Here is a 13,480-nt window from a genome sequence, read left to right as displayed (position 1 = left end):
AAGGTTTTAAAGTAAATAGTATATAACCAGAGAAGGTAGCTTAAGTTTAATTTGGCTGCACAGTTTTATTGCAGTCAGGTTATTTTATATTAGTTTTTTAGAAAATTAAAATTTATTTAAACTTCTAAAAAATGTTTTTAAATAGGATTAACTCCTAGAGCACGAACTGTTTGTTGCTTCTTTTTATTCATTAAATATTTTAATGTTCGATATTTTATGTGAACCATTTCGCGGTTCTGCATTATCACAGTAGACAACCCATTCCAGATCTATATCAGAGTCAAATACCGAGTCCTGTATTTTAATATCTTTTAGCATTAACGATCTTGTTGGAAGTATCGGGTCATATCTTGAAGGTCCGTATTTCGGAATGCTGTATCCGCCACCGATATCGGCTACCCATTTAGAATCTACAATATCTCGTATTGTATTTTCCATAAATAAATTGGTAATTCCGTTTTGGTTTTCATAATCGTCTGTTAAGTGTATCTCCGGAATTTTAAGATATGCATTTAAATAATTGGCTAATATTTTTCCAGTATTTCTAGCATAGACTCTCAACGTATATTGTGTTTTATACTCTTTAACTGGCTCAGGCGCTTTAACAGCTTTCCCATTTTGCCCAAAAGTGAACTCGGGAAGACCAAATGGTTTTTTGATTTCTCGGGTAGTTTTAATTATTTCTAATTCTATATCAATAATAGGAGCCTTAGTTCTGTTTAGTACATCCCTGATTTCGTAATCATACATCGGTTCGGAGTTAAAGTTGAACCTTTTGTAGTATCTTTTATCATGTGCTTGGTGTGCAGTGTTGGATTTTGGTATCTCAACGGCATATACTACCTGATCTGAATTTTCGTCAACAGTAATCGAATGTATTATGATTCCATCAATTCTGGGACGTATCTTGCTTTGAATAATTTGTTCGAGCCATTCTTTGGAAATTAATTTGCGGTCAACAGGATCTATACTGTCTGGCAGATGCCTGTTGATTTGATGCTCTTTGATTCCATATACTATAATACCGCCGTCCGAATTGGCAAAAGCGGAAACATCTTTGGAAATTTCATTCGTTTTCGCATCTGATTTTTGGAGTGATCCTGAAGCTTTGTAATCTAGATTTAAGTTTTCTTCAATCTTATTTTCAATGTAATTTTTAATATCATTTAAATCCATATATCATTCAATTAAAAGGGGTATGCGTCTTAATGCGTTTGGTATTGTATTGTTAAAAGGAGTTCCATTTATTTTTTTCAATCCTGCTTTAAAATTCTTTTGATTAATTTATAGGAGCAGAAGTATTCCAAATCATTATACAGATAATCGTTCATCCTATCAAGCTCATCAGACACTGTGGTGTCGCTACATTTTGCTTTTATGCAGCTGCTGAAATGCTCAAAACTCATTGGGTTTCTGTGATTTTTTTCTGAAAGCTTGCTCAGTTCATAATGACAGCTTTCATTTGCTTTGGCAGCTTTAACGACAACATTTTTAGGCATAGGGATGAAGTTGCCTTCATCGTCAAAAAGAGGCAGTTCAATATGGTCATCGGAAAACACTGCTGGGCTGAATACCGAAGTGCTGTATTCCTGCAGCTGGATAATCCGTTTTTTTAAATCCCTTAGGAAGGAGTCATAAACAGCTGCATATCTTTCATGCTGGTCTCTTTTTTCATATATTTCCAGAATAGACTTTTCATCATAAAGGGTTGTATTTTCCAGAAAAGGTTTCATTTTCTGCAATAGTATTTTAATAAGTGACTGGAAAGAAACCTCTTCAATTTTTTTTTTAACCTCTTCCAGCTCATCCCGGTATCTGCCTGCTGTTAATTTTAGGTTTTTAATAATAAGATCGAAGTAGAATTCAAGAAAAGCGGTATGCCTTTCAAGGATATTTTCAATTTTTACTTTTATTATTTCGCACTTGAAATCATTATCAGAGTGGTATCTTAAATAGGCTATCGTATCGGGAGAACGCTCATATCCAAATACAGTGGTGGACAGTACTCTGTCTCCTATTTTCCTGAAGGGATGCCCCACAAGCTCATTGCGGATTTCTCTGTTTAAGGCATAATTCGGGTCCTCTTTCAAATCTCCTTTGACCTTACCGGTTTTAAAAAGAATCAGCATCTCTTCGATGAAGTCCTGCTGGACGTATATGGCCTGAAGAAAACTGATGTGCGAGGCAAAATTCTCAGCATGCACTGCACTGTTTTTTTTCTCATATATAATATCAAATGTATCTTGGAAATATCCAAGGATATCACCGAAATAATTGCTCTCTGCATCTGGTGAAAAGTTGATCTGGTTTCTGCAGAACTTATTGTCCCAGATAAACTCATTCCATACGTCTTCTATTATCTGAAGTTTTTCTTTTACCAGCTCTTTCACAGTTTTTTTTTCTAGTGGTTGGGGAATAGATTTTCAATACCGCTAAAGTAAGATTTATTTTAGCTTTTTCGTGTTTTCCCTGTGCTTTTATCTCTTGTTTTCTATTTATTGATAGGGTAAGCTTTCCAAATGAAGAGATTACTAGGGCTGTTTCCATTCGAAACGGATAAAAAGGCAGCCAAGTTAGCGTGCACCGGATCCTGCAGGCGCATAACGGCGCTGCCGCCCTTCGGGACTTATAGCCCTCGGTATCCTTGATGCCCGCTTTATTGCCGCTTTCTTTTTTTCCGTTTTTTCTTTTGAAAACAATTTTTTGGGAAAGGCAGGGGAAAAGAATTTTTAAACAAGTAATCACTTAAAATTTAGAAATCATGGAAATCACAGGACGTTTGACAAGGGATGCGGTTGTTGCCAAAACAGCCAAAGACAGGGAGGTGGTAAACTTCTCTATAGCAGTCAACGATACTTACAAAGCCAAAGGAAGTACGGAAACAACAAAAATAGTCACCTACATAGACTGTTCCTATTGGCTCAGCTCGGGTGTTGCGCAGTGGCTCAAAAAAGGCGCAATGGTGGAACTCTACGGACCTGTAGGAGTGAACGCCTATCTCAATTCGGAGGGAAAAGCCGTGGCAAGCCTCACTTTTCACACAAGCAGCATCAAAATACTGGTGTTTGTCTCAGATGCGCAAGCCCTGCAGACGCAGTCAGCTCCTGCAGAAAAGAACAAAAAGGAACAGCCAGACGATTTGCCTTTCTAATCCAAATCAAATGTACAAGCCTAAAGAAATGAGTTATGAAAGCCTTGAAAAAATCAGTATATGCCGAGTATGATGTTCACGATGCATTCCAAAAGATAGTCCTTTTGGAAATGCAGTCTTATGACGGAACAAAAAAACAGCAGCTCAAAGCATTCCTTGAAGACATGCAGAGAATCGGATGCATCAGCGGTATGATTTCAGAATTTATCTATCATGCCGACTGTAAAAAATTCTACATCGAACATTTGGATGATTTGGAGGACATCAGAAAAGAAATGGAAGATTCCCTCGGGGAAGCGGTAAAAGACCGATACGGTCTGCCTCACTACACCTTTATGTGCTGGCTCTGCTTTGAGGAGTACTGCTATGACATTTACAGAACCTCTTTTGAATAATCTTTTTGTTTCGTCTTAAATCTTCCCTTATGAAAGCTTCAGAAAACTTCAAGAACGCTATAGAAAACTATCTCAATCAGACCGTACTTGCCGATGCTGTCTTTGCAAAGGACTTCGCCAAGGAATCCAAAAACTTGGAAAGCTGCTGCAATTACATATTCGGCGAGGTGAAAAAAACAGGACTGTGCGCCTTTGACAATCAGGAAATATTTGACATGGCGGTCAAATACTACACCGATGACAGCATCGGACAGCCACAGCCCGTTAATTGCACGGTAGTGGCTAGTCCGCCTGCAAAGGCTGATTTATTTACTTCAGTTGTAGAAGTTCCGCAGAATACTGCCGTAGTAAAAGCGGCAGTTATTGCTCCCAAAGCCGAATCGAAAACCTTGACACTCTTTGACCTATGATACCGAAAACCATCATCGAAAAGCAGATTACGGCTCTGAGCGAGACACTTGCACCTGTGACGCAAAAAATGCAGGTCTGGGCAGAGAAAAATATTTTCATTAAATGGGGCGTGCTTTCAAGAGGGAAATTCCACTGCCTTGACTGTGCACACTCCTGGAAGCCTGATGCACAGAAAGCATCGTGCCAAAAGTACATCAACTGCAGTGCGTGTAATGGAAAGCTGAAAATGCACCAGTACAATCAGGTGCATTTCAAAGAAATAGAATATTTTGCTGTGTTGGATGTATGCGGTGGATTTCAGGTGGTGCGCATCATCTGTTCGCACAAGAATATGAAAAAGAACTGCATGCCGGCGTATTTCCACAAAGAAGTAATGCAGCATTGGATAAACGCGAAAGGGGAGGTGCGCACGCTTTCTCTCGGTACCAATGTTTTTTCAAAAGCCTATGATGCATGGAAATACTATTCCCCTTTGGAAATCCGCCCGAAAAGTTTTGAGGGTTCTCCCAAATTCCGTATCAATCCTTATAAAGTCTATCCGTCTTCAAAAGCGATTTCCGTTTTGAAAAGAAACGGATTCAAAGGAAGTTTTCACAGTATCGCTCCGCAAATTCTTTTTACTGCCCTTTTAAAAGATTCGCACGCTGAGACGCTTCTAAAGACAGGACAGACCGATTTTCTTGCCTATTATTTAGTTTCGTACTCACAGAATATTAGGGAGAACTGGCAGGCAGTCAAAACCTGCGCCAAGAACGCTTACAAGGTAAAGGACTTTTCACTTTGGGAAGATTACATTTCCCTGCTCAGATGGTTCAAAAAGGATTTGAATAATGCCGGTTTGGTATGCCCTGAGAATTTGGAAGAGGTGCACGACAGGCTTGTGGAGAGAAAACGCATAATCCAAAGACGTCAGCATATAAAAGAGCTACGCCAAGAAATACAGCAGGCGCAGGTTGGCTATGAAGAGCAGAAGAAGCAGTTTTTCGGATTGGAGTTCACGCGCGAGAATCTTTCTATCTGCGTGATGGAAAGCGTGAATGATTTTCTTGAACAGGGCGATATGCTCCGCCACTGCGTATTTACCAATGAATACTACAAAAAGAGAAACTCCCTTATCCTGTCGGCTAGATTTGAGAACAAGCCAGTGGAGACCATAGAGGTGGCGCTTCCCTCGCTTGAAGTTCTGCAGTGCAGGGGAGACAAAAATAGGGTCTCCCCGCACCATAAGCAGATTTTAAAGCTGCTGCATCAGAACCTCTATCAGATTAAAAAGCGCATAAAAAACAAAAAAGAAGAAAGAGCCGAAATTTAGTTTTCGGCTTTTTTGTGGAATTCCGCGGCGCAGACACTTGAAGGTGATATTGTTTCAGGGTTCAGGCTTAATTTTGAAACAAAGTTCGGGAAGGAAAGGCGGTTCGCAGAAAAAAATTCCCCCATAAATGCGGGCGGAAAAGCCTGCTTTATTGCGTTGCTTTTTTCGCTCGCTTTCTCATTCCCGGCTGAGGTTCCATTATTAATCTTTAAACTTAAGAAATCATGGAAACGTCAAAAACACTTCAGAACTGGAATCAGGTGATAGAAATACAATTGGTCTACAAGACAAAAGTGAAAGCCTCACAAAGACCTTATATCAGCTGTTCTAAATCAGTTTACCAGCTGGCGCTCCAATGCTGGAATCCCAATACAATCGAATTTTTCGAAGAGTTTAAAATCCTGCTTTTGAACCAGTCCAATAAGGTATTGGGGATGTACGAAGTATCCTCAGGAGGTATTGCCGGCACTTCTGTTGATATTAGGATGATTTTTGCAGCAGCTATTAAGGCAAATGCCGTATCGCTGATTATTATCCACAATCATCCCTCAGGACAGGTAAAGCCTTCTGAAGCTGACATGCAGATAACCAGAAAAGTAAAAGAAGCGGGCAGAATTATGGATATAACACTTTTGGATCATCTAATCATTACTCCCGAAACCTATTATTCATTTGTAGATGAAGGTGCTTTGTAGCGCCTTTTTTTTAATATAAGTCAGCTTTTCTGTTTCTACATGTTCTACTTGAAAACGGCATATAAAGCGATTGCTGTACCGATGATGCCTGCTATCCATGAAAGCACTTCTATGTAAGGCAGGCTTTTTGAAAGAATACGTTTTTTTTGAGTTTCGCTTTCAGAGCCGATTAGAAGTACAGTTTCATTACGCAAAGATTTCAGAAGTCCCTTCAGATCAAAGATTCCGCTTCTCCAAGCCTGTTTGATATATTCTCGGTCAGTGGTTGCAATTTTAAAATCGCCGATTTTGGCGTCGAAGTCAATTTTATTCCATCCATGGATGTAATCCTGCCTTCCAGGAAATTTTACGTTTATAAAAGCGGCGGCTTCTTTAAGGATGTCATCCAATTTCTGATAGGTCTCCAGCAGTAGCGCCTTGTCCTGTTCGGTAAACTCATACCCTGGTTCAGCAGCTCTCAGGTGCAATATTTCGGGCAGTTCGTCTGTCCTTTTTAAAAGATTGTCAATTATTTCTAGATCCTGTTTGGTCATTTTATTTCTTGTGTTTTTCAGACTGCTGTTTCTTTTATTCTTAGTAGGTCCTTTTCAGTGTAGTCTCCCCATTTCCCCAGATTCTTGGAAAAAAGAGCGTCATCCAACATTTTTTGATACCTATCGGAAAGCAAATTTTTCAAACCTGCGATGTCTGGGATCTCTGAAAAGGAATTGTCGGTGATGCAGATATTTTCATACTCCTTTGCTATAGCCTTACCGAAGGGATAATTTATGGTTTCATTGTCAATAATGCCAAAAACATATTCGCCGATTGCAGGGCAGCGCTGCACGGATATTTTTTTAGGCAGAGAACCATCTGCTGCCTGAAGGACGAAGTCCTCCACCGATAAATTTACATTTTCAGTATCGAGCACCAATGACGTGCCCAGAAGAAAAGGGATTGTAAGGCCATTGTGAAAATAGCCATTTTCGTAAAAGTGGTTCAAAACTTTGAACCAGGTGGGGGTGTTTTGCATATTTTTTAAAAGTTTTGCTGATCGGTCCAGAAGAAAGTGGCCAGTTCAATTTTTTCAATGTTCATCTTGACGTCATCATCGAGATATTTTGAGGTGGAAGAAGTCAGATAGTTCAATCCTGTTCTGGAGCATGATGCTTTTTTTATGATTCCTGCATATGAAGGTAATACAGATCCGTCTTCAATAAATTTCTGTAGGTTTTGATCTGCGCTAGTGCTTATCTCAAAAAGATTTTGATCATTTTCGTCTGGAAAAGAAATCATTTCATGATCTATGATTTTTCGGTTGATATAGAATATCCCGTCGTCTTTCAGCAGATGCGAATAATCCTTTTCCTGATATTTATAATTGCTGTAAATCCATTTACGCTGCCCAGCAAGCCATGTTCTGAAATTCTCGTAATCGGCAGGGATGGCATCAAAGGATTCAAGCCAGTTGGCAATTTCAGATGATTTTCCAAATACGGAAAGCCTCATCTCAAAATCCTGCATTTCCCATCCGATGCTGAAGGCAATGGTTTTGTTCATGGACTTGTTTTGGATTTTAAAGATGCTTTTAAAGGCTTCTAAAGTATCCTGCACTAAAATTGGCGTATTCTCTGAACCATGCACTATGATAGGATAGTTGGTGTAAAAGTCGAAAGGCTTTATAAAGCTGGTATCATCAGGATAATCTATTTTGCCACCTTTTCTTTTTAGGCATTTTTCGATTTCAATTATATCATATTCTAATACGTTGACCGAATCGCCATTCTTGCTTGTTATTCTATCGGGATGGATAATCTTTCTCTCGAAAGTGCCGTATTCATGCTCCTTATGATGGTAGGAAGCAAATAGTCTTATGCCATCCTGAACTTCAATTCTGCCAGGCAGATATTTTGCTGTCCCGTCTAGGCTTTCGGCCGGGTTCTGTAGATTGTCATATTCCTCCTTTGCCCCGAAATATTCAAACAGGAGCGGATTTCCTTTGTAATAAAGGATGCACAATTTTTTCCAATCGGAAAGTTCCAGTTTTCCATCTATCCTGAAAAGTTTTGTATAATCAGTGTTTTTTCCTGCTTTATTGATGTTGATTTCCCAGCGGTCTAAAATCTGATCCTCGCTGTAAACTCTGACTGCTCCGTCAAAATGATTGAATTCTTTTTTTTCATTGTCGTAAATGGAGTGGATATATCGGCATCCATATACATCTTTGCCGAGTCCGTAAGAAGGCCTCTCGCGGATTTCTTCTATTTCTAAGGTTTTTTCACCATCATCAGTTTTCCACCAGAATTCAGTGCCCAGAATGCAGTTGTAGAGCTTCTGCTCTTCACTGGATTGGTATCTGGTCACCTCATTGGGAAGGCTGGATATGTCATCATTGAATTTCGGACCCCACCACCAGTCGTGCTCCAGAAAACCGCTAAGGCTTTTGGATAATCCGATAAGGTCAGGATCAATGGCAATTCTGAGCTTTATCTCCTTATTGGAATGCAGACGCATGAATTCGTCAATGAAATAGGTGTTGAAGTTGTTTAAAAGGGAAAGGTTCCTGCTGAAAAACTGATGGCAGAACAGGCAGAAATCACCGCTTCGGCTTTTGAAAATCCCCATGCCGGCATATTCAAAATCAGCCAGCAACTCATCCAGGTAGACTAGCCCGGATTTGTCTGTATTGGAAAAAAGCTTTGGAAATATTTTTGAGGTTATACCCTGCAAGCTGTAAGAGACAGCCCCCTTGTGAATAAATTGCCCTTCGGCAGAAAAGTTTTCGCCCAGAAGCATTTTAAATTCATCAATATGGTCTTTGCAGGAGCTGTAATTGACATATTGCCAGTAGTTCTGTATCTTGGGATGGATTAAGGCAGTGTCTTCAGAACTCTCGCAAATATTGAAGCTTCCGACGGTTTTGCTTATTTTTGGCTCAATCAATATCCCGAAAGGGAATATCCAGCCCAGAGGCCTGTGGAAATCATGGTCAACCAGTGAAGGCATGCCTTTAAGAGCCGATTCCGCAATGCCACTTTCAAGGGCTTCAAATGTAATGACTGTTCCGTCTTTGTTCAGTGAATCAGAACTTAATATTCCAAGGTATTTTTGCATGTTTTTTAGGGATTAATATGAATTGCTGCTAAAAGGATTTTTTAGCATTGTATCAAGGCGCAATCCAGTCAAAATCTATCAGATGGGCTAAATTATCGGTCAGCTTGTTATCGGGATTTGATCTTAGGTATTTTCCGCTTGCGCCATTGACAACCTGAACGGTTTCCCCTACTGTCCATCTCGCTAAAGTATAACTCCAGACCCAGGTGGTGGCACTGTTGCCAGCGGTTTCCAGCAATGCTATCGCCTGCGTTTTGGATTTCTTTATGGCTCTTGAATTTGAATTTTCGCCTACGCTGTGAAATGCATAATGTGTAATGATGTTATTGGAATCTTTCCAGACTCCCGATATTCTGTACATTGTCATGGTTTATTGTTTTGGTTGTTAGAAAATCTGATTAAAAATAATGAAATATATTAGTTTAAAAATTTGCCGAGAAAGAAACTTGCGCTTATGCCGTATAGGTCCGTATTATTGACTCTTTTGTATTGGGGCTCAAGATTCACGCTGGCTTTTCCATCTTTATCTTTTAAGCTTAATGGTATCCCGATTTTCAAATTAATGGGATGATAGTATTGGCCAAAGTTCTTTTCTGCAGCCGGGCTGATTCCGATCCAGTCTAGAACGAAGTAAACAACTTCCATCTTTGCGCTTCCAGTAACGAAATTCTGGTATCCTGAAGGCAGTACATAAACATCCTTGTCTTCAGTTACAATTGCCTGCTGGTTGGGGGACTGGGTGTAGATGGTCTGAAAAGTGCTCGTTTTTATTTCATCTGCTATAATATTATTATTATTAAAAGCAGATAGGCGTCCGGTGGCATATAGAGATTGCCTGCCTGAAAATTTCCAAAATATAGTACTGGTCAGGTTTGCCTTAAGCTGGTAGAATTTGATCTCTGAAGTGGCTGGACTTTCTTTTGTCGCTGTAGTAGTATATGTCTTTTCGCCAATCGGAGCGTTAAAATCAAAAGTGAACCAAAAGCTGCTAAGTCTGCGGTAAAGTTTGTTTTTTTTCATGTAGCTGATTTCTTCATCTGCAATTTTGCCATAATAATCTACATATTTTGATTCGATGAATTCTTCTGTTTTTTTCTTAATGTCTTCTTTCTGATTGTAGTCTTTATTAAAGAGCAGATTCAGGCTGTCGAGATCTTTGGAATAATCATTTTCTGCATATTGTCTTATTTTTTCTTCATAGTGTACAAGGAGCTCTCTCCTGAAGTTTCTTATGATTTCAGTTCTTTTGTATACCGGTTTAGGTGTAGTTTTCGGTTCATATACGAACTTTTCAAGTGAGTCTTTCTTTTGGTCTGTATCTTTTTTTTCTTTTGAACGTTCTGAGGAACTGAACACAATTGTGCCATTTCCAATCAATGTTACTTTTCCGGTAACTGCTAAATCGTTGTTTTCAAACTTTCCATTCTTAAATATTGTGGCAAATTTTTCATCAGAAGTTGCTTTGAAGCCTGCACTCAGCAGCCATCTTAAAGGCTTCAGCTTATTGTCTTCTCTGGAATTGTAATTCATGGAAAATGAAAGGGAACCGTCATCAGAATCCAGTCCGGCATAATATCTATTAAGTGATAAATCGCTTGAAGTTGTGGCGTATGAAGCCACTTCATCTGCAAATAATATATTAAGCATTTTGTTGTTGTAGAATACCTGCTCTTTTAGTGCCACTCTCTTATTGAATATAGTGACTAAATTTATATTCTTGCCGGAAATTAGTTTTTTGAATTCTAATGCGTTGTCGTAGTTTTTTCTGTCGCTTGTGCTGTCTCTTGTATTTAAATCAATAAGAAGCGCATCCATCTCATATCTGTAGATCAAAGCTGTTTTTTTCAGTTGCTCAATGGTACTTGGTTTGATTATTAGTTTTTCTCCTAAGTATGGAATTATAACCGGAACTTTTTTATCAGGATTGGACTGCTCTTGAGCATTAGATTTTAAAACAAGCAGAGAGAGTATTACATAAAAAATGAAGTATTCTTTTTTCATATATGTTTTTTTAGGTTGGTGGCAGCTGTAAATTTTAAAAGGCAGATACAAAAAAGGCTCGATGCTGCTTTTATTTGGAAATGTTCTTTATTTTTCAAATGGCAGAAGCGCTGAACTCTGTCGACTAATTAAGCGTGTTTTTAAATGGGCTGGACGAAAACGGGTTGAAATGCACTTTCTGGTTTATCTGTGAATAGTTGAGATGGAGTTTTCCTGAGAGATCCATTGGAGTATAGGATAATGCTTTTAAAAAACTCCTTACGCAGTTTCTTGAATCTGAATGGTCTGCTATAAAAAATATTTCTTCTTTACCTTTGTCCTGGTACGGCCTATGGTTTGCATTGATCTGCACAGGATTGAATAATTTTACAACCTTTGCCTCTGGAAGAAGGGATGCAGTAATTTTATATGTCATGGCATTCGCAATACCTGACAACAGAGATTGCGGATCAAAAATCAGTCCGCTGGTATGCAGGATTACCTTTCCAGACATATCAGGAAGGTTTTTGATTATATTTTCTAGATCATCTTTTGGGATAAATAATAAAATCAGTTCCGACTGTGCCGCCTCATCAAGGGAGCCTGACTTCACATTTGAACCTATTTTTCCAATGACATCCTTTATAAGACTGTTGCCTCTTGGATTGTGTATCGTAACTGAGTATCCGGCCTCTGCCGATCTAATAGCCAATTCCAGGGTAAAGCTTCCAATTCCTATTATTCCAATTCTCATAATTGTTTGTTTTAATTATTGCCTTACTAATAAAACATAAGAATGCTGATGTTAAAAAAACTGCCTAACAGTTTTTGTTTTTTCTTTGAAATATAGGGTTAAATATATTGTAATTATATGATTTACAATTAGGTGTTTTTACTGTTTTTTCAATTAGTATAATTGAAATTGTTCACCATTCAATCCAAATGCGTTCGCCTCATTTGAAGAAAGGTGCAATCATCAAGTCTTTTTGCATATTCAGGTGTGTTTTTAAGTGGATATGTAACTAATGTTGCGCTTTTTCCAAATTTTCCAAATGGAACGATTAGAATTTTTTCACCACGAGGGATATCATCAAGATTTTTTTTCAGCTGATCATTCAATCGATACATAAATTCATTAAAAGGAATATATTCAAAAACCATTAATAGATCTTTGGCTAATTCAACATCTTCAGAATTAAAATTCTCTAACCATCTAATTATTTGTGTTGATACAACAGAATTTTTTAGCTTGGGAAGTATGGGTTCAATTTTTGCCAAACTATCAATAGTTAATTCAAAGTTGTGTGCTTTTGTAGCCATAATAATTAACTTTTGCCATTTAATAACAAGCTTTTGATATTCTAAACTTGCCTGCCTTTAGATCAGTAAATCTATTGTTTTTTTTGGTTTTAATATCAATCATAAAGAAAGAGATTTCATTGATATCTTCTGATATATAAAACATAAAAGATAATTCTTGAAAAATTTTATTTTGATTTAAATAAAGTAAATTAGATTCGACCCATGATATTTTGAAAGCATATATAATGGTAATCAATTGTTTATATCCTTTGAAAAAATAGCTTATACAGCTGATAGATTTTTTCAATGCATTGACAAAGTTGTGTTTATTCTTCAACCTAACCGTTACAACCATTTCTTACTTTTATTTACATGTTAATTGTTTCTTTGTTATAGTTAACTACTAGGAGAAAACAAATTTATTGTTGTGTTTGGCTCTTCAAATTAAGAGCAGGAACAACCAAAGACTAATAGCTAAAAAGTAAAATTATTTTGTGTTTACCCTTCAAATTAGGAGCAGAAACAACAAAACATGGATGCGTCTTTAAGTCATTGCCGTTGTGTTTACCCTTCAAATTAAGAGATGATACAACCTAAGTGAATACGCACATGTTCTTATATATCGGTTGCTTTTACTCTTCAAATTAAGAGGAGAGGCAACTTATCAAAACGAAATTAAACTACAATTAAGTTGTGTTTAAACTTCAATTAAGAGCAGGAACAACTCGTTATAACCAAAAACTTAAATAATTATAGTTGTTCTTACTCTTCAAATTAAGAACTGAAACAACCATCGCAGACCTAGATAAATTGTAAAACTAGTTGTTTATACCCTTCAAATTAAGAGCTGATACAGCTAGAAAAAACATTCAGTATTACTGAATCAAGTTGTGTTCAATCTTCAAATTAAGAGCTATTAAAACCGAAACGATAAAGCTAAACCAAACTGTTGTTGTCTTTAACCTTCAAAATAAAATTAGATACAACAAAGACCTAACAACGTACATAGACCCAATTGTTGTTTTTACCCTTCAAATAAAGAACTAAAATAACAGCAAGACTTTTACGACTTCTTAAGCAAATGTTGTTTTTACTCTTCAATTTAAGAGCAGTCATAACAACGGAATATTCGCAACACTAA

The 13,480-nt window shown here is 37.7% G+C and carries 14 protein-coding genes; 5 read left to right on the top strand and 9 right to left on the bottom strand.

Going from position 1 to position 13,480, the window contains the following annotated elements:
- Positions 1-183: 183 nt before the first annotated feature.
- Both J0383_RS01930 and J0383_RS01925 read right to left on the bottom strand, forming a co-directional pair.
- Positions 184-1,176: an AlbA family DNA-binding domain-containing protein gene (locus J0383_RS01930; protein ID WP_207296775.1), complete on the bottom strand. Its 993-nt coding sequence runs from the start codon at positions 1,174-1,176 to the stop codon at positions 184-186.
- A gap of 77 nt (positions 1,177-1,253) precedes the next feature.
- The gene (locus J0383_RS01925; RefSeq protein WP_207296774.1) at positions 1,254-2,390 is read right to left on the bottom strand and encodes a hypothetical protein; all 1,137 of its coding nucleotides are present in this window, start codon (positions 2,388-2,390) and stop codon (positions 1,254-1,256) included.
- A 371-nt stretch (positions 2,391-2,761) separates the two neighbouring features.
- Here J0383_RS01925 and J0383_RS01920 point away from each other — a divergent pair, with 371 nt between their 5' ends.
- The 5 genes from J0383_RS01920 to J0383_RS01900 all read left to right on the top strand — a co-directional run bounded on the left by J0383_RS01920 (position 2,762) and on the right by J0383_RS01900 (position 5,964).
- A complete protein-coding gene (locus tag J0383_RS01920; protein WP_207296773.1) occupies positions 2,762-3,151 on the top strand; it encodes a single-stranded DNA-binding protein in 390 nt (129 codons plus the stop codon).
- Positions 3,152-3,261: 110 nt separating this feature from the next.
- Positions 3,262-3,546, top strand: coding sequence for a DUF7222 domain-containing protein (locus J0383_RS01915; protein ID WP_239023340.1), 285 nt, complete (start codon positions 3,262-3,264; stop codon positions 3,544-3,546).
- A gap of 29 nt (positions 3,547-3,575) precedes the next feature.
- Positions 3,576-3,956, top strand: coding sequence for a Cas9 inhibitor AcrIIA9 family protein (locus tag J0383_RS01910; protein WP_207296771.1), 381 nt, complete (start codon positions 3,576-3,578; stop codon positions 3,954-3,956).
- Positions 3,953-5,269 carry a PcfJ domain-containing protein gene (locus J0383_RS01905; RefSeq protein WP_207296770.1) on the top strand — a complete coding sequence of 439 codons (1,317 nt, stop codon included), beginning with the start codon at positions 3,953-3,955 and terminating at the stop codon, positions 5,267-5,269. Before J0383_RS01910 ends, J0383_RS01905 begins: the two co-directional genes overlap by 4 nt.
- Before the next feature lie 224 nt (positions 5,270-5,493).
- Positions 5,494-5,964 carry a JAB domain-containing protein gene (locus J0383_RS01900; protein WP_207296769.1) on the top strand — a complete coding sequence of 157 codons (471 nt, stop codon included), beginning with the start codon at positions 5,494-5,496 and terminating at the stop codon, positions 5,962-5,964.
- Positions 5,965-6,008: 44 nt separating this feature from the next.
- On the opposite strand, the gene J0383_RS01895 is transcribed toward J0383_RS01900, so the two are convergent.
- From J0383_RS01895 to J0383_RS01865, 7 genes are all read right to left on the bottom strand, one after another.
- A complete protein-coding gene (locus J0383_RS01895; RefSeq protein WP_207296768.1) occupies positions 6,009-6,497 on the bottom strand; it encodes a hypothetical protein in 489 nt (162 codons plus the stop codon).
- Positions 6,498-6,514: 17 nt separating this feature from the next.
- Positions 6,515-6,976 (bottom strand): hypothetical protein, encoded by a 462-nt coding sequence (locus tag J0383_RS01890; RefSeq protein WP_207296767.1) that lies wholly within the window; start codon positions 6,974-6,976, stop codon positions 6,515-6,517.
- A gap of 5 nt (positions 6,977-6,981) precedes the next feature.
- Positions 6,982-9,057: a hypothetical protein gene (locus J0383_RS01885; protein ID WP_207296766.1), complete on the bottom strand. Its 2,076-nt coding sequence runs from the start codon at positions 9,055-9,057 to the stop codon at positions 6,982-6,984.
- A 52-nt stretch (positions 9,058-9,109) separates the two neighbouring features.
- A complete protein-coding gene (locus J0383_RS01880; RefSeq protein ID WP_207296765.1) occupies positions 9,110-9,424 on the bottom strand; it encodes a DUF3892 domain-containing protein in 315 nt (104 codons plus the stop codon).
- A gap of 50 nt (positions 9,425-9,474) precedes the next feature.
- On the bottom strand, positions 9,475-11,058 hold the full coding sequence (locus J0383_RS01875) for a hypothetical protein (RefSeq protein WP_207296764.1): 1,584 nt from the start codon (positions 11,056-11,058) through the stop codon (positions 9,475-9,477).
- Positions 11,059-11,182: 124 nt separating this feature from the next.
- Positions 11,183-11,791 carry an NAD(P)-binding domain-containing protein gene (locus J0383_RS01870; RefSeq protein WP_207296763.1) on the bottom strand — a complete coding sequence of 203 codons (609 nt, stop codon included), beginning with the start codon at positions 11,789-11,791 and terminating at the stop codon, positions 11,183-11,185.
- Between the two features lie 179 nt (positions 11,792-11,970).
- The gene (locus J0383_RS01865) at positions 11,971-12,357 is read right to left on the bottom strand and encodes a hypothetical protein (RefSeq protein WP_207296761.1); all 387 of its coding nucleotides are present in this window, start codon (positions 12,355-12,357) and stop codon (positions 11,971-11,973) included.
- Positions 12,358-13,480: the final 1,123 nt, after the last annotated feature.

Source organism: Flavobacterium endoglycinae (assembly GCF_017352115.1).
Lineage (GTDB): Bacteria > Bacteroidota > Bacteroidia > Flavobacteriales > Flavobacteriaceae > Flavobacterium > Flavobacterium endoglycinae.
The sequence above is the reverse complement of the archived record's forward strand: the minus strand, read 5'-3'. Positions and strand labels throughout refer to the sequence as shown.